The organism is Pseudomonas sp. ARP3 (assembly GCF_001029595.1).
Lineage (GTDB): Bacteria > Pseudomonadota > Gammaproteobacteria > Pseudomonadales > Pseudomonadaceae > Aquipseudomonas > Aquipseudomonas rhodesiae.
Genome location: NZ_LEKF01000016.1, coordinates 71218 through 90598 on the forward strand (window position 1 = coordinate 71218; position 19381 = coordinate 90598).

The 19381-nt window shown below is 58.7% G+C and carries 19 protein-coding genes, 1 tRNA gene and 3 pseudogenes; 9 read left to right on the forward strand and 14 right to left on the reverse strand.

What is annotated here, in order from left to right:
* Positions 1-127: 127 nt before the first annotated feature.
* A complete protein-coding gene (locus ABX75_RS18275) occupies positions 128-1024 on the reverse strand; it encodes a LysR family transcriptional regulator (protein ID WP_034097631.1) in 897 nt (298 codons plus the stop codon).
* A 214-nt stretch (positions 1025-1238) separates the two neighbouring features.
* Here ABX75_RS18275 and dld point away from each other — a divergent pair, with 214 nt between their 5' ends.
* Entirely contained in the window at positions 1239-2993 is a 1755-nt protein-coding gene (gene dld / locus ABX75_RS18280; protein ID WP_047882418.1) for a D-lactate dehydrogenase, read from the forward strand.
* Positions 2994-3101: 108 nt separating this feature from the next.
* On the opposite strand, the gene ABX75_RS18285 is transcribed toward dld, so the two are convergent.
* From ABX75_RS18285 to ABX75_RS18300, 4 genes are all read right to left on the reverse strand, one after another.
* A complete protein-coding gene (locus tag ABX75_RS18285) occupies positions 3102-3443 on the reverse strand; it encodes a hypothetical protein (RefSeq protein ID WP_236238698.1) in 342 nt (113 codons plus the stop codon).
* A 22-nt stretch (positions 3444-3465) separates the two neighbouring features.
* A complete protein-coding gene (locus tag ABX75_RS18290) occupies positions 3466-4068 on the reverse strand; it encodes a hypothetical protein (RefSeq protein WP_034097629.1) in 603 nt (200 codons plus the stop codon).
* Positions 4069-4190: 122 nt separating this feature from the next.
* Positions 4191-4517, reverse strand: coding sequence for a DUF2388 domain-containing protein (locus ABX75_RS18295; RefSeq protein ID WP_034097627.1), 327 nt, complete (start codon positions 4515-4517; stop codon positions 4191-4193).
* A 121-nt stretch (positions 4518-4638) separates the two neighbouring features.
* Positions 4639-5019, reverse strand: coding sequence for a hypothetical protein (locus ABX75_RS18300; RefSeq protein WP_034097626.1), 381 nt, complete (start codon positions 5017-5019; stop codon positions 4639-4641).
* Between the two features lie 256 nt (positions 5020-5275).
* Between ABX75_RS18300 and ABX75_RS18305 the strand changes: the two are divergent.
* Positions 5276-5566 (forward strand): annotated as a pseudogene (locus ABX75_RS18305) (DNA cytosine methyltransferase); the annotation flags it as partial.
* A 285-nt stretch (positions 5567-5851) separates the two neighbouring features.
* On the opposite strand, the gene ABX75_RS18310 reads toward ABX75_RS18305, so the two are convergent.
* The 3 genes from ABX75_RS18310 to ABX75_RS18320 form a co-directional block, all read right to left on the reverse strand.
* The gene (locus ABX75_RS18310) at positions 5852-6472 is read right to left on the reverse strand and encodes a hypothetical protein (protein WP_236238699.1); all 621 of its coding nucleotides are present in this window, start codon (positions 6470-6472) and stop codon (positions 5852-5854) included.
* A gap of 212 nt (positions 6473-6684) precedes the next feature.
* Positions 6685-7206 carry a DUF2846 domain-containing protein gene (locus ABX75_RS18315; protein WP_034113573.1) on the reverse strand — a complete coding sequence of 174 codons (522 nt, stop codon included), beginning with the start codon at positions 7204-7206 and terminating at the stop codon, positions 6685-6687.
* A gap of 65 nt (positions 7207-7271) precedes the next feature.
* Positions 7272-7745, reverse strand: coding sequence for a hypothetical protein (locus tag ABX75_RS18320; protein ID WP_232925122.1), 474 nt, complete (start codon positions 7743-7745; stop codon positions 7272-7274).
* A gap of 230 nt (positions 7746-7975) precedes the next feature.
* Here ABX75_RS18320 and ABX75_RS29090 point away from each other — a divergent pair.
* Positions 7976-8199: pseudogene (locus ABX75_RS29090) on the forward strand (transposase); the annotation flags it as partial.
* A 42-nt stretch (positions 8200-8241) separates the two neighbouring features.
* Here the strand turns inward: ABX75_RS29090 and ABX75_RS29750 are convergent.
* A pseudogene (locus ABX75_RS29750) lies at positions 8242-8797 on the reverse strand (integrase arm-type DNA-binding domain-containing protein); the annotation flags it as partial.
* A gap of 172 nt (positions 8798-8969) precedes the next feature.
* A tRNA-Leu gene (locus ABX75_RS18330) sits at positions 8970-9056 on the reverse strand.
* A gap of 276 nt (positions 9057-9332) precedes the next feature.
* Here ABX75_RS18330 and ABX75_RS18335 point away from each other — a divergent pair.
* Entirely contained in the window at positions 9333-10826 is a 1494-nt protein-coding gene (locus ABX75_RS18335) for a basic amino acid/polyamine antiporter (RefSeq protein ID WP_034113571.1), read from the forward strand.
* A gap of 75 nt (positions 10827-10901) precedes the next feature.
* A complete protein-coding gene (locus tag ABX75_RS18340) occupies positions 10902-11444 on the forward strand; it encodes an Hsp20/alpha crystallin family protein (RefSeq protein ID WP_034097617.1) in 543 nt (180 codons plus the stop codon).
* A gap of 69 nt (positions 11445-11513) precedes the next feature.
* On the opposite strand, the gene ABX75_RS18345 is transcribed toward ABX75_RS18340, so the two are convergent.
* Positions 11514-12308, reverse strand: coding sequence for a universal stress protein (locus tag ABX75_RS18345; protein WP_034113569.1), 795 nt, complete (start codon positions 12306-12308; stop codon positions 11514-11516).
* Positions 12309-12637: 329 nt separating this feature from the next.
* Here ABX75_RS18345 and fnr point away from each other — a divergent pair, with 329 nt between their 5' ends.
* Positions 12638-13384 carry a fumarate/nitrate reduction transcriptional regulator Fnr gene (fnr, locus tag ABX75_RS18350; protein ID WP_034114290.1) on the forward strand — a complete coding sequence of 249 codons (747 nt, stop codon included), beginning with the start codon at positions 12638-12640 and terminating at the stop codon, positions 13382-13384.
* Between the two features lie 16 nt (positions 13385-13400).
* Here the strand turns inward: fnr and ABX75_RS18355 are convergent, their stop codons facing one another.
* Complete coding sequence (locus tag ABX75_RS18355; RefSeq protein WP_034113567.1) at positions 13401-14318, reverse strand: universal stress protein; 918 nt, start codon at positions 14316-14318, stop codon at positions 13401-13403.
* A 196-nt stretch (positions 14319-14514) separates the two neighbouring features.
* Between ABX75_RS18355 and ABX75_RS18360 the strand changes: the two genes are divergently transcribed.
* The 3 genes from ABX75_RS18360 to ABX75_RS18370 all read left to right on the forward strand — a co-directional run bounded on the left by ABX75_RS18360 (position 14515) and on the right by ABX75_RS18370 (position 17751).
* Positions 14515-14904 (forward strand): DUF2946 family protein, encoded by a 390-nt coding sequence (locus tag ABX75_RS18360; RefSeq protein ID WP_034097612.1) that lies wholly within the window; start codon positions 14515-14517, stop codon positions 14902-14904.
* Between the two features lie 87 nt (positions 14905-14991).
* Positions 14992-17061: a TonB-dependent receptor gene (locus ABX75_RS18365; RefSeq protein WP_082136172.1), complete on the forward strand. Its 2070-nt coding sequence runs from the start codon at positions 14992-14994 to the stop codon at positions 17059-17061.
* Between the two features lie 168 nt (positions 17062-17229).
* Positions 17230-17751 (forward strand): sterol desaturase family protein, encoded by a 522-nt coding sequence (locus ABX75_RS18370; RefSeq protein ID WP_047882419.1) that lies wholly within the window; start codon positions 17230-17232, stop codon positions 17749-17751.
* Here the strand turns inward: ABX75_RS18370 and ABX75_RS18375 are convergent.
* Together ABX75_RS18375 and ABX75_RS18380 are read right to left on the reverse strand one after the other, a co-directional pair.
* Entirely contained in the window at positions 17748-18284 is a 537-nt protein-coding gene (locus ABX75_RS18375; RefSeq protein WP_034097609.1) for an ester cyclase, read from the reverse strand. The genes ABX75_RS18370 and ABX75_RS18375 overlap by 4 nt on opposite strands.
* Before the next feature lie 32 nt (positions 18285-18316).
* Complete coding sequence (locus ABX75_RS18380; protein ID WP_047882420.1) at positions 18317-19327, reverse strand: polysaccharide deacetylase family protein; 1011 nt, start codon at positions 19325-19327, stop codon at positions 18317-18319.
* Positions 19328-19381 lie beyond the last annotated feature (54 nt).

Consider the following 19381-nt stretch of genomic DNA (forward strand, 5'->3'; position numbering starts at 1 on the left):
TGCTGATTCGCGGTTGCCAACATCGCCTCGCAGATAACCCGGCGCAAGCGTGGCCGGAGCAACGATGCCCTACGCCATACCGCCAACGCCAACGACCCCTCCCCCGTTTGTTGCGCCGTCCCCAGAGTTACTCCTTTTTTTGTCGGCCAACGATACGCAGATTTTCCACGAAATTCCGAACGGTCACGGACTTCTCCCGGGGCCTGAAAACCAGCGCGATCGTCGTCTTCAACGTCTTGTGCCTCAACTTTTGATAGGTGACGCCGACCGCATGGATCTGGCGGATAGATGCAGGAATCAACGTCACGCCAAAACCTGCAGCGACCATATTCACCGTGGAAGATAGCTGTGGCGACTCCAATTCGATTCGCGGGGAAAATCCGGCCGATCGGCAGGCGCTGATGATCGAGTCGTAGAGGTCCGGCCCGATTGAACGGGGAAAAATGATAAAAGGGTCGCAAGCGAGTTGCGCGAGTTCCACGCTCCGCAATCGGCCCAACGGATGACCGGTAGGCAATACCGCAACCATCTCCTCTTCGACCAAAGGAACTGTTAGCAGCTCTGCGCAATTGAGGGGTAAGCGGACGATGGCACAGTCCATCTGGCTATTGACGACTTTATCCAGCAGCGCGGTGCTGTTGCTTTCTTCTGTCTTAATCAGGACACCCGGGTAGCTTTGGCGAAACTGCCGAAGAGTCGTTGCTACCAACGGATGGAACACCGTTGAGCCAGCGAATCCAATTGAGAGATGACCGCTCTCCCCCCGAGCGGCCTTCTTGACATGCTCCAAGGCGTCGTTGGCTTCGTCCAGCACCCGCTTCGCGTGCTCCTTGAAGATGACGCCCGCTTCGGTCAACTCAACGCGACGCGGATAGCGCATGAAAAGCTTGGTGCCGATTTCCTTCTCGAGCTTAAGAATCTGCTGACTCAACGGCGGCTGTGCAATGCCGAGCCGTTCTGCGGCCAGGGTGAAATGAAGGTGCTCGGCGACGGCAAGGAAGTACCGCAGTTGGCGAAACTCCATGGTTGATCCTCCGCAGAATGATAGTGGGCGTCCTTGGGATCATACGCTCCAAGACGAATATCGTCTTGAAGATGCAATCACGAAGTATTGGATCGAATGGGTGTGCGTTCTTACGATAACGGCCATGCACTCCAGCGAATAGCTTTCTGACACCGGCTGGAGTGTCCTGGCACTGCGTGACATGTGCCCGATGAACTCAATCAAGGAATCATCTATGTCTGCCGTTCCCGAATGGGCGCCCGCCGCTTCTGTTAAACCTGGCAGCGATCATAGCCATCTCGTTTCCAATCTCGCAGCAATCGTCGGGAAGAAGCATCTTTTGACCGGCGAAAGCAAGACCCGCCGCTACCGCACGGGATTTCGCTTCGGTACAGGCCGGGCATTGGCCGTCGTACGGCCCGGATCGCTGGTCGAGCAATGGCGTGTGCTGAAGGCGTGCGTCGAGGCAAACGTCATCGTGATCTCACAAGCATCCAATACAGGACTGACCGGGGGCTCGACGCCCGATGGGGACGACTACGACCGCGACATCGTCATCGTCAGCACCTCGCGCATGAAGACCATCTACTTGATCGAGGGTGGCAAGCAGGTAGTCTGCTTGCCCGGCGCGACGCTAGACCAGCTTGAACGCGCGCTTCAGCCCATCGGCCGTGAGCCCCATTCGGTCATAGGCTCAAGCTGCATCGGCGCTTCGGTGTTCGGTGGCATCTGCAACAATTCAGGCGGAGCTCTGGTGCAGCGCGGGCCGGCCTATACCCAGATGTCGGTGTTCGCGCGTGTTGACGAAGCCGGCAGCCTGCACTTGGTGAACCACCTTGGCATCCGCTTCCAGGGAACAGAGGAGGATGTGCTCGCGAGCCTGGATGCGGGGAAAATTTCCGATGACGACGTTCTTCATGATGCAGGCGTCGGCCACGATCATGCCTATGTCGAACACGTCCGTGAGATCGATGAGCCGACCCCGGCCCGCTTTAATGCAGATCCTCAGCGACTCTATGAATCGTCAGGGTCGGCCGGAAAAGTCATGGTATTCGCTGTGCGCCTGGACACCTTTCCGATCGAAAAGAACCCGCAGGTCTTTTACATCGGCACCAACAAGACTGAGGAACTGACCGACGTTCGCAGGGCCGTACTGGCCAAGTTCAAGCACCTGCCCATTTCAGGTGAATACCTGCACCGCGACGCCTTTGAGATCGCCGAGAAGTACGGCAAGGATACGTTCCTGATGATCCATTACCTCGGTACGGCGCGACTGCCGGGGCTGTTCGCACTCAAGGCCCGGTTCGACGCGCTCTTCGATCGCATTCCTTTCCTACCGTCGCATTTGACGGATCGCATCATGCAAGCGGCCAGTCATCTCTTTCCGCGTCATCTACCGGCACGGATGATGGACTTCCATAAGAAATATGAGCATCACCTCCTATTGAAAGTAACCGCCGAGGGCGCAGATGAGGCGCGAGCTTTCCTCAAGGGCTATTTCTCCAAGACTCGCGGGAGTTTCTTCGAGTGCACGCCGGAAGAAGGCGAAAAAGCCTTTCTGCATCGCTTCGCAGCTGCAGGTGCAGCCAATCGCTACCGCGCCGTACATACCCGATCCGTGGAGAACATTCTGGCGCTGGACATCGCCCTGCCACGCAATGAACGTAGCTGGTTCGAACAGCTGCCGGCAGAGATCGAAGAAGCGATCATTCTCAAGCTCTACTACGGCCATTTCCTTTGCCATGTCTTCCACCAGGACTACATCGTGAAAAAGGGGAACGACTGCATGGCCATCGAACATAAAATGTGGAAACTGCTGGATCGCCGGGGCGCCGAATACCCGGCCGAGCACAACGTAGGCCATCTGTATAACGCCAAACCAGCGTTGCGTAATCACTACGTGAACTTGGACCCATGCAACTGCTTCAACCCAGGCATCGGTCACACCTCCAAGTTCGCGTTCTACCGGGACCCGGAAATGCGCAATTGATGATGCCGACCATGGCGGCAACATGGGCGGGCAAGCGCATCCGATTGGAGGTGCCTGCGAAGCCGGTTGGGTGGTCAGACCTTCCGAGGTCGCTCGATGAGTCGCGAGTCAGGGAGCAGATGGATCTGCAACGCACAGCAGTGCTATCAGTTCAGACGCCAAGGCGGCCGCTTCGTGTCGATAGTTTTTGTTCCAGCAGCATGACCAGTCATCGGGTCTTCCCTGCTCATCCCAGTGCGCCAACGCAAGCCCGTTGATTATCTCCAGTTCGAACCAAAGGCGCTGCCAAGCGACAGCGTCTTGGACCAAAGCAATGTCTTGCCACAGGAACTCGGTTTGCGCGACAAAAGCCGACCATGCGAACAGATCCTCTGATGCTCGTTCGCCGCGGTTCAGCCAATACTTTCGGACACCCAAAGACCGACTCCCAGTGTTCGTGTTGGCAGACATAAGTTTGTACTCGTCGATATTCTTATAAAACATCCACGCCGGGATAGTGATCCGCAGGTGGATGGTAATCGGGATTCTCAAAGCGGCTGTTGTTGTAATGAGTTTTGGCCGTCGGCCCTTCGCCCTTGTACGTCACTTGTGTATTTGGAGTGAGATGCCACCCGTCTCCGTCCTTGTCGCGCTCGATCAGCGACGGGTACATGGTGCAAGTGCCCGTCGAACCTGATGTCAGCCTGAACTGGTAAAAGCGCCCAGCTTGGGGCGTGAACTTCGCCGTGACGTAGCAGGACTGCGTACGCCCTCCCTCCCAGAGCATTCCAACGTGCGTTTCGATGCCTGGTCGGATCTGAGTTTCGTAGTAGTCCGACGTGAGGTTTTGCCCTGCTTTGGGCATCCCCTCATCCCGCGTCTGGATGAACGGAAGCGGCCCACTGCGAATTACTCCGCCGGAACGTTTACCGTCTTGGTATTGATACAGATCGGCATGCTGAGTGAAGTTGACGATGCGTATCCAGGCGGGGTTGGACTCGTGTTCGGGTGCAGTGAAGTAATCGGTGTGTGGGAAATACTGGCAGCCTGCGAACAGCGGAAGGGTCAGCAGGCAGAAAGTAGCGCGTATCGACATGGAGCCTGTCCTTTTGCGGAGTCAGGGTAGAGACCACAAGAAAGGAGGAGCATTGCATAACAGATGAAAATCTCATCCTGGAAACCAAAGGTCTAGCGCCGCGACGCGTTTGAAGATCAGCTTCAGAATGAAGTCGCGATAGCCTGGGCGAGCTGCATGTCCGACATAAGTGGCGTGTTGTGCGTCGAGCGGTAGTACCGGGATGCTTGTTCAAACTGAGCGCCGCGTATTTCGCCGTCGGAACCGATGAAGGCTAAGGCATCGGTCTTGGCCGCTTTGAATGTCTTGGGCGGCTCGGTCGTCAGCGAAGTTATTCCGCCAATCAAGATGGTAGGTAGGAATGTGGTAATCATCAGCCCTTTATCGATAGGGTTGGCGTTTTCTGCAGCCACTGCCTGAGTACCGACTAGCGCCAATATGGCGATCGCCAGGGGCGTCCATGAATTCATTGTTGAAGCTTCCATTGCGATCAGTGAGTGTCACCCTAACAGAGTGATGGGCACCTTTAACAATATCCCAGCACTTCGCCGGGCTCGATGGCAGGTGCCTATGCTGCTACCCGCCAAGGCATTACGCACCACAAGCACCCGGATCTTTGTAGGCTTCGCACCAGGCGGCCTTCAGAAGGACTCTGCATTCGGCGTCATATTTTTCACGTAGCTTGGCAGTGCCAGCTGGCGTCATCGGCCCGGGTATCTCTTTGCGCAAGTCCACCAATTTTTGCGCAACGTCATCCTGAGCTTTCGGGGTATCGCCAGCATGCACCAGCAGTGCATAGAAGGCTCTTGAGGACTGCTTGCGGCTTATATCGGGCTGGTCACCCGCTACTGAAAGCAATTCGTAGTAGGCCGCGCAATGGATGTCTCGGTCATTTTGCGTTTCAGCGTGGGCGGGCAAGGAAATGCTGGTGAAAATGGCCAAGAAGGCCAGCGGCATCAGGGATGTGCGCATTAAAACGAGTCCATTCGAGGGGGGCTGAATCTTATCAGTTCAGGAGAATGGAAACAAAAAGCTCGGGGCTCGACCGTGCTTAGTGAATCTGTATCACTCCTTGATTCGGCTCCATGCCTGTAATCCGTAATACTCAATCAACGCCAAATTGCTATTGCCCTGGAGAACGGTATCTGCCCAAACACACACGATACTTAGCGTGGGGTTTTGCTTGCACTGCAAGGAGCGATTTGGATTACCCCCAGCGCCGTAGACATCTCCAGCCTATGCCACCAAGGACCGCTTGGCCATGGGCACCGTGATGCTGAAGGGCACACCCTACGTGATCGTCGACATCTGCCTGCGGATGCTAAAGCCGTCCGAGCCGCACAAGGCCGATGGCTTCCCGGCCGACTACTTCATCAGCCACGGCGCCGACGGCAAGCCGTTCACCAAGACTCAGCAGGTGCACATGTGCGGCAGTCGCATTGGCCCGCCGCCGATGGCAGCGCTGGCACGGGCCAATGACCCGTGTTGCACGGAGCAATGCCAAGCGCGCGCGGCTTGATATTCAGCTTGAACCAGGCGGAATTCCGTCCTTGTTGAAGTCCTTCAAGCGTTCGCGCTCTTCCTCGGTGGAGTGCGCCGGGGTTTCCTGCTCGGGCTCTTTGTTCTTTTCTTCAGTCATCGCTACGTCCTCGGGTGGTGGCTGTTTCGGCACCTGGAGGGATCGGCAGTTCAAATCAATCTACTCCACCGCCGGACATGGCCCGGCAAGGAATGCCGTATGACTAACGAAAACCTGATGGGGCCGACCAGTAGTGCTGGTATATCAGACTGGTTTAGGCTGCTTTCATTTGTCGAGATCTATCAACTCGCACATTCGCTCTCCTAACATTCCACGCAACCACGCACCATGAAACTCAATATTTTCCAGAGAAGTACCGTCCCCTACACAATGCTCAAAAAACTTGCCCTTCGCTCCGCGATACGCGACGCGAAAGTGTCCATCATGAGCAGACGATGTCATCACATAAGGGCGGATGGAGATGATCTCGCTAAACGGTACGTGTACTTGAAAGGGGCTTCGACAACGACGAGTTATGGTGAGGGTCAGCAGCTGCTTGTATTCGTCGAACGTGAATGCCTGCACTTGAGGCTCAGAGACAACCCAGGCAAAGAACGCACCAATGAACACTGCACTGACCAGTATTAACAGAATGAAGGATGACGCCGTGAGGCTCTCGCCGTGGTTAGGCTGCACACCATGAATGACGTCCTGCCCTGAAAAAAGGTACATCGCTAGTCCGTAGCCCGGTAAAAGCAGAAGTAGCGCAAGAGAGAAGCCAAAAACACCCATACCGTTGTTTCCGATAATTGGTATTTCGGGGCCGTAATACCAAATAGGCGGGTGGGCAGCCCTGAGCCCGCCAGCATTGGTTGCTGTGGCGCTAGCAGATTTTTGATGATTCATCTGGCCGTCTCGAAGGAGTGCAGCGCAGACGTTAGCACTATTACTGGACAGTCTGGAACGGATCACAGGGCTTTCTCATCGCGCTCTGCCCTTCGACTACTCACGTCACCCCGCAATAACCATACTGGTTTGCCTACTCGCTCTCATCCTGGGTTAGCCCAACGTTGATGGCTGGGCTTGTGGTGGCCAGGCCGGGCATGAGTCCCGCGTGGTTACGGTGCAGGTGCCGGCAACTCCTGGCACCACTTGATGGAACGCAACGCTTCCTCGCCAGGCACAAGCGCGTAGCGCGAGTAAAACATTGTTCCACTGAAACGACGGCCGTCGACTTCACCCAAGGTCTGCCCATCCGTGTAGTCAGAGGTGCTAAGTTGATCGGCGATGTAATACACCTTTCCATTTTCGACGGTGATATCGAAACGCTGGTTAACCATACCGCTGATGATGGGTGGCGAGGTGGAGGTGACGCTGTGCTTGCCGGCAGGAATACCGGCCTTGAAAAAACTACCGGAAGGCAAGCTGCCGATGGCGCGGCCATCGACCTCAATGGTCGGGGCCACACCGCTACCGATGCTGGCCGAGGTGCGATAGAAGTACACCGTGGCCTCATCCGCACGGGGTTCAGCCGGTGATGTAAAGAACGGTTGACCTTTGAGGTCCGGACCGCTGATGCAGCCGGTCAGTGAGGCCAGGGCTGCGAACAGGCCGACCCAGAGTAGCGTACAGCGCTTCATAGCATGGAACTCCTTGAACTTGGATCAACGGCCGTCGGGTTGGATGACTGTCACCGCTACCGAATTCAGATCTTGCACAGCCCTTTACCGAAGTCAGTGGCATCAGAACTCGGCCAAGGCGCAAAACCGCTCTTCGGCGTCAGATTCACGATGTTGCGGTCCTTGAGCATCGGGTACTTACGCTTGAGCGCCTGCACCGTGTCCTCGGCGTTGTTCACGTTGGACAGGCAAAAGCGCAGGGCATCGGCGCGCAGATCGCCGATATAGAGAGTTTCCCCGGCCTTCACCGAGAAAACCGCAGGCACAGGGCGCGGCATCGATTTTCCTGAGTAATACACGTAATGCCACTGCGTGTACTCATACTCGCCAGGCGGCACTTCATACATGAAGTAATGGCCCAACAAAGAGGGTGATGGCTGATCATCTTCATTGCCCAGCGTCGTCAACCGTATTGCGGTACCGGGTGCTCCCTGTTGGTCGATTTCAACCACCAGCCCATGGGGCTGCATCATCGGAAAGCTCTCACCAATCGAACCCATGATGATCGCCTTACTCGGGTCCGGTGCGTGCCTGCCGTCGTAGCGTGACGTAGCGCACCCGGACAGAAGGGCCGCGCAAAGTGCGCCCGTAACCCAGACAAGACGTTTACTGCTGACTTTCCCTAGCATTGGTCTTTTTTCCGATCAGTAATCTTGCAGTTTGTAGATCCCAGCCGAGCGAACCGAAAACGCATACATAGTCCCATGTTGCCGGCTCGTTCGAGCCTATTGTCCGCCAAGAAAAAGCCGTGCCGGTAATGGATAGGTTGTATGCCTGGATAATCGCCCAGCGTGACGCTGTGCCCGAAGGTCGGGCTATCAGCAGGGCGTTCGATTGTAACTTAAAACCCTGGGCAGGACTGTCCTTCTAACTCGATAACAGCGCCGTCCCCATTGACAACAACTGGGCTGAGAACAGGATTGACCGTGGGCTGTTGGGCGCTCGAACTGGCTGTGTGAATCGCCCCGGATTTTTAAACACACCTTGCAATCTCATCCAGGGTTTCGCATCGCCCGCAGAAACCAGGTCGAACGTGCCGGTAAGGGTGTGAATCTGCTCAAGCAATGCCACAACTTGCGGTGACAAAGGAACGAAGTTTACGTCCCCCGCCATTTTCGTTCCCCGTGTTTAGTGGCGTACGTCCTGAAGCTCGGGTCGCGTATCCGGGATCTCCCACAACCCGCGTTTGAGGTCGAACTCGCACCGGCGGGAGAAACGCAATTCACTGGATCGAACAAACACACGTAACGACAACATAAGCGTCAGCCGGGTCAGCTCTCCTTCGGTTTTGGTTTTGGTTTTGGCTTTGCGTTTGTGTTCTACAGGGTCTATGCCATCTGCGCGCATCAGCTAGTCCAATTACGGGCTAGCTACCGAGGGAGGTCAGCCCTTCCCGGTTATCTGGCTTTACATACCTGAGGCGCCAGTCTTTACGGCCATTGGGCTGGACAAGCAAGTACAGACCGTCACCGTCGAGCAGCTTGTAGGGACGCCCCCTAGGCTTGGCTAAGCGGCAGGCAGAATCAGTAAGCGGAGCAGTTGTGCGCGACATAAGGGTACTCTCCTTAATCGAACCAATTACTACCCCTAACATCACCCCTAAAACGGCTTGATTTCAGCAAACCGGACCAGCAACCGACAGAATGCAAAAACTAAAAAACCCGCCAGAAGGCAGGTTTTTCAAGGCTTCCACGGAACTCGAAAGCTCTCAGTGGAATGTAAGATGGTGCCCGAAGCCGGAATCGAACCGGCACGCCCTTACGAGCGGGGGATTTTAAGTCCCATGCGTCTACCAGTTTCGCCATTCGGGCGGTAGCGCGGTGCAGCAGGGTTCGGAATATATAGACCCGAGCGCGTCGATGCAAGGTCGAGTGGCGGCTTTATGAAACAAACCCCGAATGAAAAAACCTGACAGATCAGTGATCTACACCCTTCCCCAGGCACGTCCACAGCGGTAGCTCAATCTGCGTTTGCGTTGTTCTTGATATATATCAAGCAGGCCCTGGTCATTCACTCACACATTAGAGCCAGCAGTCGCGCCATCGCCCTCGATGGCTGCAGAAACGTTGGTTTTTGTGGAGGCTTCCATGGCTACGCACCTGCAAGACACTCAACCCATCGCGCCGACGACTGCCCCACAACCGCTTGCGGGGGCTTTGCAAAAGGTCGAGCCAAAGCGCTTATCCCTGAGCCTGTTGATCGCTCTGGTGGTCGGGTCAATGATCGGCAGCGGCATATTCAGCTTGCCGCAGAACATGGCCGCCAGTGCCGGGGCCGCGGCGATTCTGATTGGTTGGCTGATTACTGGCATCGGCATGCTGTCATTGGCGCTGGTCTACCAGACGTTATCCAACCGCCAACCGGCGCTGGACAATGGCGTGTTCGCCTACGCCCGCGCACTGGGCGGTGAATACCTGAGCTTCAATTCCGCGTGGGGCTACTGGATCAGTGCCTGGATCGGTAACGTTAGTTATCTGGTGATTCTGTTCGCTGCGCTGAGCTACTTCTTCCCGTTGTTCGGCGAAGGCAATAATAAAGCGGCGATCCTTGGCGCCTCGGTAGTGCTGTGGGCCTTGCATTGGATGATCCTGCGCGGCATGCGCACCGCCGCGCGGGCCAATGCGCTGACAACGGTGGCCAAGATTGTGCCGTTGCTGCTGTTTATCGGCCTGGTGATCGCCGCCTTTCAGCGCGAGACATTCAGTGTCGATTTCTGGGGCGCGCCAGCGCTGGGCAGTACCCTCGACCAAGTCAAGAGCACCATGCTGGTCACGGTGTGGGTGTTTATTGGCATTGAGGGGGCCAACGTGTTCTCTGCCCGCGCGGCGGAGCGAGCGAATGTCGGTCGCGCCACGGTCTTGGGGTTTCTGATCACTCTGGTTCTGTTGATTGCCGTGTCGCTGCTGTCGCTGGGCGTTCTGAAGCAGCCTGAGTTGGCGACCCTGAAAAACCCATCGATGGCCGGTGTGCTTGAGGCTGCGGCTGGGCCCTGGGGCGCGGTGCTGATCAGTGTCGGTTTGATTATTTCGGTGGGTGGCGCCCTGCTCGCCTGGACGCTGCTGGCAGCGGAATCGATCTTCACCCCAGCCAAGGAAAAGGTCATGCCGGGTGCGCTGGCGGTGGAAAACAACCAAGGCGTGCCAGCCCATGCGTTGTGGATCACCAACGGTTGCATCCAGCTGTTCCTGCTACTGACGCTCTACTCAAGCGCGAGTTACCTGGCGCTGATTTCCCTGGCCACCTCGATGATCCTGCTGCCGTATCTGTTCAGTGGTCTGTATGCCCTGAAGATGGCCTGGCAAGGCCAGACCTATGCCGGGCACCGCGCCCTGCAACTGCGCGACATGGCCATCGCGGCCGTGGCCACGCTGTATTGCCTGTGGCTGCTGTACGCGGCCGGGCCCAAGTACATGTTGCTCAGCGCGTTGCTGTACGCCCCGGGTTCGTTGATCTACCTGGGCACTATGAAAGCGCGCCAAGGCCAACCGCTCAACGGCCCCGAAACCGGGCTGCTGATCATCATCTGGGCGGCCGCTGCGTATGCGGGCTGGATGCTGTGGTCCGGAGCGCTGAGCTTATAGCCGCTTGTGTTCTGTCTTGGTAAGCCGTGGGCAGGTTGCCCGCCGCTTACCGTTCATTCGAAGAGGAGTACCGCAATGAGCAATTCCGCGAAGAAAATGCCGGTAACTACCGAAAAGAAAGGCACCCAGCATCCGTTGTCCGCCGACCTTTGGCGCCCGCTGGAGAAACTGCGCCAGCAGGTGGACCACTTGTTCGACGACTTCAACCGTAGCCCCATGCCGTCCCCCTTTGGGCGCGGGCTGTTCGATGTCGAACCGTTCTGGCGCCGCGAGCTGATCGGTCACGGCACGCCTGCCGTGGATATCACCGAGAAAGACAAAAGCTACGAAATCACCGCCGAACTGCCCGGCATGGATCAGAAGGACATCGAGATCAAACTGTCCAACGGCAGCCTGATCATCCGGGGTGAAAAGCAGGCGGTCAAGGAAGAAAAAACCCAAGGCTACCACCTCAGCGAACGTCACTACGGCGCCTTCGAACGGGCGTTCAACCTGCCCAAAGGGATCGACGCCGACAAGATCGACGCACGCTTCAGCAAAGGCGTGCTGAGCATTTCGTTGCCGAAAAAAGCCGAAGCCATGAAGGCCGATAAAGTGGTGCCGATCAAAAACAACTGAGGTTTAGCCACGGTGCCCCTTGCCGATCTCTCGCCAAGGGGCTTTTTTTTTGCACGGTTACAGGCTCGATCAGCGGCACCGTGACGGCGGTTGGACCAACAGCAGGTTGCACGGCGTACGGTTAAGCACGCGTTCGGCGGTGGAGCCCAGCACACCGTCGGTGCCGAGCGCCGCCGCGCCCAGTACCAGTGTGTCGAAAGCATTGCAACGGGCGAACCGAGTGATCTCCTGGTGCGGCACACCGTTGAGGTCATGTTGACGCTCACGCTCGATGCCGTAACGCTCGGTCAGCCCTTCCAGCGCTTCGTGCTGGGCGTCCCGCACGGCTTTTTTGAAGTGCGTGTCCAGGCTACGGGTCGGTACGCTCATGGGACTGTCGCCCAGAACGGTCCAACCGCTGACATTGCACAGGTGCAACGCAGCACCACATGGCGCCGCCACGGCCTGGGCCAATTCGAGGATGCGTTCGTTCAGGCCCCAGGTCATGTCTTCGAGATGGGACAGGTCGACACTCGCCAGCACCTTCATAGGTTTAGGTGGCGTGGCCTGGGTGACCAGATACAACGGCGCCGAACCCCTGCGCAGCAGCCAGCTATCCAACGGGCGATGAAACGCACGGTCCAGTGCGGGCACATACAGGCAGTCGGTAAGTACCAGATCGGCTTGGAAGCAGTTCACATATTCAACGACCCGCGCCGCATCTGCGGCGCTGCCCACGTCATGCTTGAACGCGTCAACACCCTCCAACCTCAGGATCTGCAACGTGGCATGGGTGGCATGGGCCAGCGAATGGGCGCGTAAAAAGGCAGGTGTGTGGGCCGTGTCGGTCGATGCAAGCAACAGAACTCGACTAAGCGTGAGCATCCCATACTCCGGCAAACCAAGACCTGAGCAGTGCGTGTGGTGGGCTCGCTCTGCCGTTGAACAGGTGTATCCGGCAAAGCGCCAACCTCAGTATCGAGTGCTCGTTCGCGCAGGTGCTGATTTTTATCAAGTAAACCCACCGAACTGACTGGACGGGTGCATAGGAGTTAACCCAGCCACTCGAGCGAATTCGCCGATAGCTTCTCCTCAATCCATTCGGCCGGACTTCTTTTCCGCTCGTCGGTTTATCTCAGGAATGACAGCAATAGGCTGGCAAGGCATGACGCAGTACCTAGACTTGATCGGTGATCATTGGGGAGGCACGCCACTTGCCGGATACTCAGCCCATCAGCGTTCAGCACCTCAAGTCAGCCTGCTCCCAATGCAGCGTCGTTGAGCTGTGCCTGCCGATCAGCCTCTCCAGCCAGGAAGTCGATCGCCTGGACGAGCTCATCGTGCAACGCTTCAGAGTCAAAAAAGGCACGGCCTTGTACCGCGCCGGCGACCCCTTGCGCTCGCTTTACGCGATCCGCATCGGCTCATTCAAGACCAGTATTGTTTCAGTGGACGGCCGTGAGCAGGTTACCGGTTTCCAGATCCCTGGAGAGATGCTGGGCCTGGACGCCATCAGCGCCGACGAACACGCATGCAGTGCCGTCGCCCTCGAAGACAGCGAAGTCTGCCCCATGCACTTCGCGCAGTTGGAAAAGCTCGCACAAACCCTGCCCTCCCTGCAGCACAACCTCAATCGGTTGTTGAGCCGGGAAATCGTGCGCGACCACAGCATGCTCATGCTGTTGGGCAACATGAATGCCGACGAACGTCTGGCCGCTTTTTTGCTGAACTTGTCGCAACGCCTGAGTGCGCGCGGTTATTCCGGCACACGCTTCGTGTTGAAGATGCGCCGCGAGGAGATCGGCTCCTACCTGGGTCTGCGCCTGGAAACCGTGTGCCGCAGCATCGCCCACCTGCGCGACTTGCGGCTCGTCACGATCAACAGCCGCAATGTCGAGGTCCACGATCTGTGCGGGCTCACGCAGCTCGTTGCCGGTTGTCATCGTCCACCGACGTTCTGAACCCACCTGCGCTGCGCTACAACGTTTTGCCCGGTTTGATCGCCAACACGCTGCACGGCGCCCGCTGCAAGAGCAATTCGGCGGTGGTGCCCAGCAGTTTGTCCAGGCCGCCATGCTGCACGGTGCCCATCACAATCACATCGGTGTGATGGGCCTCGGCGAATTCACAGATGCGCGGTACGGGGGTGCCTTCCAGGAAATGGCGATGTTGCGGCGGCACACTGTGGCGTTCGGCCAACGCCGCGAACGCCTCCTCCTGCGCCGAACCCAGTGCCTCGTAGATCCCGGTGGCCAGGGGCAATACGCCGACGCCCATGTCCATGGCATAGGCGGCTGTCCAGTCATACACATGCACCAGTTCAAGGGTGGCCGCACATTCGACCGCCAGTTTTCGCGCGGCGGCGACAATCTGGTCGTTGAACACGATGTCCTGCTCTTCACTGCGCAGCACGTCGACAATTGCCAAGACTTGGCGAGGTCGTGGTCGCGCATCCCCGGTGACCAAATGCACCGGCACCGGGCAATCGCGCAGCAATTGCCAATCCAGCGGGGTGAAGAACACCCGCTTCAGCCCGGAATCGTCCTCGGCGTCTTTGATAATCAACGCCAGCGACAGCTCTTTGACGAAATGCAGGATCTCTTCATAGGGATGCTGCACCCACACCACTTCGCTGGTTACCGTCAGGCCCTGTTCACTCAGCGCCTGCGCCTGGGCTGCCAGCCATTGGCGATGGGTGTGCAGATAGCCTTCGCGCGCCTGGCGAACCTGCTCGGGAGCGAACAGCCCGGCAAAGGCCAAGGCCTGCAGGTAATCGAACGCGACGATATGCAGCGGTAATTGCATCGCCTTCGCCAGCGCCGCGGCACGCTCGAACGCAGGTGTGCGCGTCATGGTTTGGGGGGCGATCAACAGTAAACGGGCGGACGCAGACATAAAGCACCTCGGCACGCGGCCAGTGGGTGAGTGATAGCCCAAGGGTGCGCGTTCCCAGTGGGGACACCTTGACCTTTATCAGTAACGCTGCGGTTTTCTGGCGCGCGAGCCCATGCGGCAAAATGGCACGGCGAAGCGCTTTTACTTCGTCGCCAGACTGCGGCTAAATATCCGCCCCCTTTGTGCGACTGCTGTGATGGCCACGTTCCGACGCCTCAGCCCCTGGATCGCCTGCCTGGCCTTGCTGCTGAACCTGCTGGCCATGCCGCTGAGTCGCGCCATGCAGCCGCCGGACATGCGCCTGATGCTGTGGGGCGGATTCTGCTCCGGCGGCACCGCGAACACCTTGCCGTCCGGCATCGACAAACTGCTCGCTCCGCTCAAGTCTGGCCCCGCGACCAGCCCCATGCACCACGCCGACTGCTGCTGCGGGCACGCGGGCCTGGCCGCGTTGCCGTCGGACTACTACCGCCACTACCTGCCACGCTTCGCGCCGGATATCGCCTTCGACGCGCCGCTGTTACCTTCGCTGCACCCCAGGGTGCGCTGGCCGAGCCTGAGCCCGCGCGCCTCCCCTGTCGCCTGATCGCCGTCGTACTCCCTGTACTCAGTCGCGCCTGCGCGCGCGGCTCCACGTCTTTGAGAATTTTCCGGTTATCAGGAAGCTTGCCCTATGCCTGCTCCATTCATGCTGCTGCGCGCCAAACGCAGGGCTTTACCGCGTCCGTCCTGGCCATTGCTCTGCATCGGCCTGTTCGCCTTCAACCCGCTGGCCGATGCCAGCGAAACCTCAGCCCTGACCCTGGGCACCGTTACCGTGCAAGGCGACAGCGTTGCCAGCGGCCCCCTGAGCACCAGCAGCGTGCTCAGTTCGGTGGATATCCTGGGTGGCGACATACTTGAAAAAATGCCGGTCAACTACAGCTGGGAACTGTTCAACCGCGCCCCGGGGGTGCTGCTGACGCCGTTCAACCAGGGCACCACCTCGGGGAAAATCTCCTTTCGCGGCTTCAACGGCGAAGGCGAAGTCAATGCGGTCAAGCTGCTGATCGACGGCATCCCCAGCAACAGCAACGACGGCAACATGCCGTTTATGGACATGATTTTCCCCCTGGAACTGGACAGTATCGAAGTGGTGCGCGGCACCAGCGATGCGCGCTATGGCCTGAACAACATTGCCGGCAACGTCAATATGTTCACCCGCACCGGCGGTGACTACACCAAGGCGCGTCTGCGCTACGGCAGCTACAACACCCAGGAAACCCAACTGGCCAAAGGCATCGAGGGCAGCAACTGGACCCAGAACTATTTCTTCGCTTACCAGAAAACCGACGGCTTTCGCGATCACGCCAAGGCGGACAAGTTTTCGCTGTCCGGCAAGTGGTTCTACACCCCGGACGACGACCGCTACCGCCTCGGCCTGATCGCCCGTCACTATGAAACCGAGGCCCAGGAGCCCGGCTATTTGAGCGAACAGGACGCGCACCATCACCCGTCCATGACCAACCCCTACAACGCCAGCGACAAAGGTACGCGGCGCATGAATCAACTGAGCGTGCATCTGGAGACGGAGCTAAGCGACACCTTGGCCTGGTCGGCGAAAACCTACCTCAACACCTTCGACGACCGCCGCTGGACCCAATACTGGCGCACCAGCCCCCAACAGGAACGCGACGCCTACGAAACCCATTACGGCGCCCTCACCTCGCTGACCTGGCGGCCTGACGTCAGCTGGCTGTATGACTTCGCCCTTGAAGGCGGCAGCGACTTCCAACAGCAACGCAACACCAGCGAGCGTTATCGCACCCGGGACCGCGCGCGCCTGGCCCAGACCCGCGACCAGCAGTTCGACTTCGACACCTATGGCGCTTACCTGCAGGCCGAGATCAAGCCGTTCGAATCGCTGAAAATCATCCCGGCGTATCGCGTCGACAAAATCCGCGGCAGCTTCACTAACGAAATGACCGGCCTGGACTACGCCATCAATGACTATGGGTTGATCAAGCAGCCCAAGCTCAGCGTGGTCTACTCGCCCTGGTCAGTCGCCAGCCTGTACGCCAACTGGGGTCGCACCTTCCAGGTGGGCACCGGGGCGGCGGCGTATAAGATCCCGCCACGGGACAGCGACCTGGCGCCGTCCATCAACGACGGTTGGGAAACCGGCATCAAGTTCACCCCCACCGCCTGGATGGACGGGCGTATTGCCTATTGGCAACAGGAAGCCAGCGGCGAAGTCAGCCGCCGTTTGAACGACCCCAGCGGTGAGTCGGACAATGTCGGCGAAACCCGACGCTGGGGCTATGACGCGCAGCTGAATCTGCACCCGAACGACCGCACCGAAATGTGGCTGACCTACGCCTGGCAGTACTCCAAAATTCTCAAACCCAGTGCCACCTTGCCCAATAGCAAGGGCCGGGAAATCGACCACGTCCCCCATCACCTGTACAACGCCGGCGTCAGCTACCAGGCCACCCCGGCCTTGCAGTTGAGCGCGTGGATGAACGGTCAGACCCACTACTATCTGGAACGGGAAAACACCCAGGGCACCTACGGCGGCTATGTATTGATGAACCTGGGTGCCACCTACCGAGTGAGCGAGTCCGTGAGTGTCGACCTGCAGCTCAAAAACCTTACCAATCGCTACTACGAGTACGCCTGGTACGACCCGGACGGTGCCCGCGCCGCTTTGCACTCCCCCGGTGACGGACGTGCGGTGTACAGCGGCGTGACGCTGGATTTTTGAGCAGCGGCGGCGGCGCCATTGTGTGGATGTGTCACACCCCACAAATGCCGCCGATATACGCGGGAGCCATGGTGACTTAGCGCCAGCGCACCTGCATGATGGCGCGCGTGGTAGCCCCACGCCCCCATCGCTTGCCTTTCCATCGCGCACTACAGGGATATTCCGCACATGGCCGTTTCGAATAAATGGTTGATGTCTTCGCTCGCGTACTACCTCGATTTTTTCACCGTTCCCGCTTTCGTGATCTTTGCGCTATGCCTGGCGCCCTTCGAGCCAGGGCTCGCCCTCGTGGGCCTGCTGGCCTGGACACTGGTGGAGTATTCAGCGCACCGTTTCCTGTTTCACTCGCTGTACCGGCGCGAACACTGGACCCACCATGTGGATGTGCTGGCCTATATCGGCGTGTCGAGCTGGAAAACCAGCTCGACCTTTGCCGCACTCTTGCTGTTGGCCTGGTACACCGGCCTGGTCTCGGTGTTTATCGGCGCGGTGACCGGCTACTTCTTCTATATCTCGGTGCATTACGTGATGCACCGCCCGCAGCATTGGGCTTATGGATGGATGCGCGGGCTGGTGGCCAATCACGACCTGCACCACCGCCAGGGCATCGAGAAGAACTTCGGGGTCTCTTCGCCGTTATGGGATCACGTATTCCGCACGTATATCCGCGTCGATCCCGCCCAGCGCTAGAGCGCGCCCAACTGCTTCATCAAGGTCAGGTTATCTTCGATATGCCAGTTGGCGGCGATTTTGCCGTTGTCGATCTGATAGATATCGGTGGCAATAAAATCCACCGCCTGGCCACTGCCCTGGCGCTGACCAAAAGTGCCGGTGAAGTGCCCGCGAAAATGCAGATGTACCACCGCGCGGTCGCCGGCGATGATCAGTTGTTCGATTGCGCAACTCAGGTCCGGCACCGCCGCGCGGAAGGCCCGCGACGCCAGCAGCGGACCTTCCGGGCCCTGTTTGCGCCCCTCGGGGGGTGTTTTGTCGACAAAGTTATCCGCCAACGCCTCGCGTGCCAGGCGTTCCTCACCGGTGTGCCAGAAGGTGTCGTAACGGCGCGCCACGGTTTCCATCATCGCCTGTTGCTTCGGCGTAAGGCTCTTATCCACCACCAACACAGAGGGTTCGACCAACTCGGTCGTGGCAGCCGCAGCCGCTCCCGAGAGTAGCAACGCGGTAACGGCGATGGCGCAACGCGAACGGGCAAAAGGTTTCATCGGTTATGTCCTTGAATGAAGGGGTTGGCGCCTTAGATCGTCTCGGTTTCCCGAAGGCTCTGCGGGCTATTGAGGGTGTATTGAGCAATCGCGTCCTTGCGCATAAAAGCAACGCCGGGATGGCGGTTGGCGTAGCGCAGGAATTCATCCCACACCTTGACCATTTGCGGCGTGCCGCTGATGCGGTCGTGGGCGCTGATGGACATCATGCGGCGCCGGGTGCCGGCCTCTTCGTAGAGTTGATCGAAGTCCAGCTTGACCTGCTCCAGGAACTGGGACGGCGAATAGTTGCGGCCTTCAATCAGCACAATGTCGTTATTGCGCAGGGTGTAGGGCACCACCACGAAATCCTTGCCGTTGACCTGCTCGATAAAGGGCTCATCGCGGCTCACGTCATCGATGTGGTAGACGTAGCCCAGCTCTTGCAGCAGCGACAAGGTGTTGGGGCCGCGCCGCAGCCAGTTGCAGTTGTAGCCCGTGACGGCCTGGCCGGTGACCGCCTGTAGCATGCTTGCGGCCTGGCGCAAAAAGGTGCGCTCCTGATCGCGGCTCATGGCGAACTGGGAACTCCAGCGCGGGCCGTGGCCCGCCGCTTCGTGGCCACGGGCGACGATCTCGCGGGCCAACTCAGGGTGACGCTGCACCGCGTCGCCGATCATGTGGCTGGTGACCTTCACGCCGTGCCGGTCCCACAGGTCAAGCATGCGCGGGATGCCCTCGCGGTAGCCGTAAGCAAACCAGGTGTTGGTGGCCACATCCGCCGGCACGCTGTCGGGGAAATCCACCTTGGGGAACGGGCTGTCGGTGCCCTTGAGCGGCTGCCCACCCGCTTCGAACTGCATGGAAATCGACACCACCAGCCGCGTGTCGCCGGGCCAGAACCGTCCGTTGCGCTGACTGGACGCCGTCGTGGCGCGAGTTGCCTGGCCCGTTGGCGCGGTGGCGGCGCCGGCCGGGTTGAGTATCGAACCCGCCGCCAGCACCGCTGCGCCTGCGCCGGCCTGGGCGAGAAAGGTACGCCGTTGCGTGTTGATCAATGACATCGCATGACTCCGTTGGATAAGCACGGATGCAACCCTAAGACTTTTGGATTATTT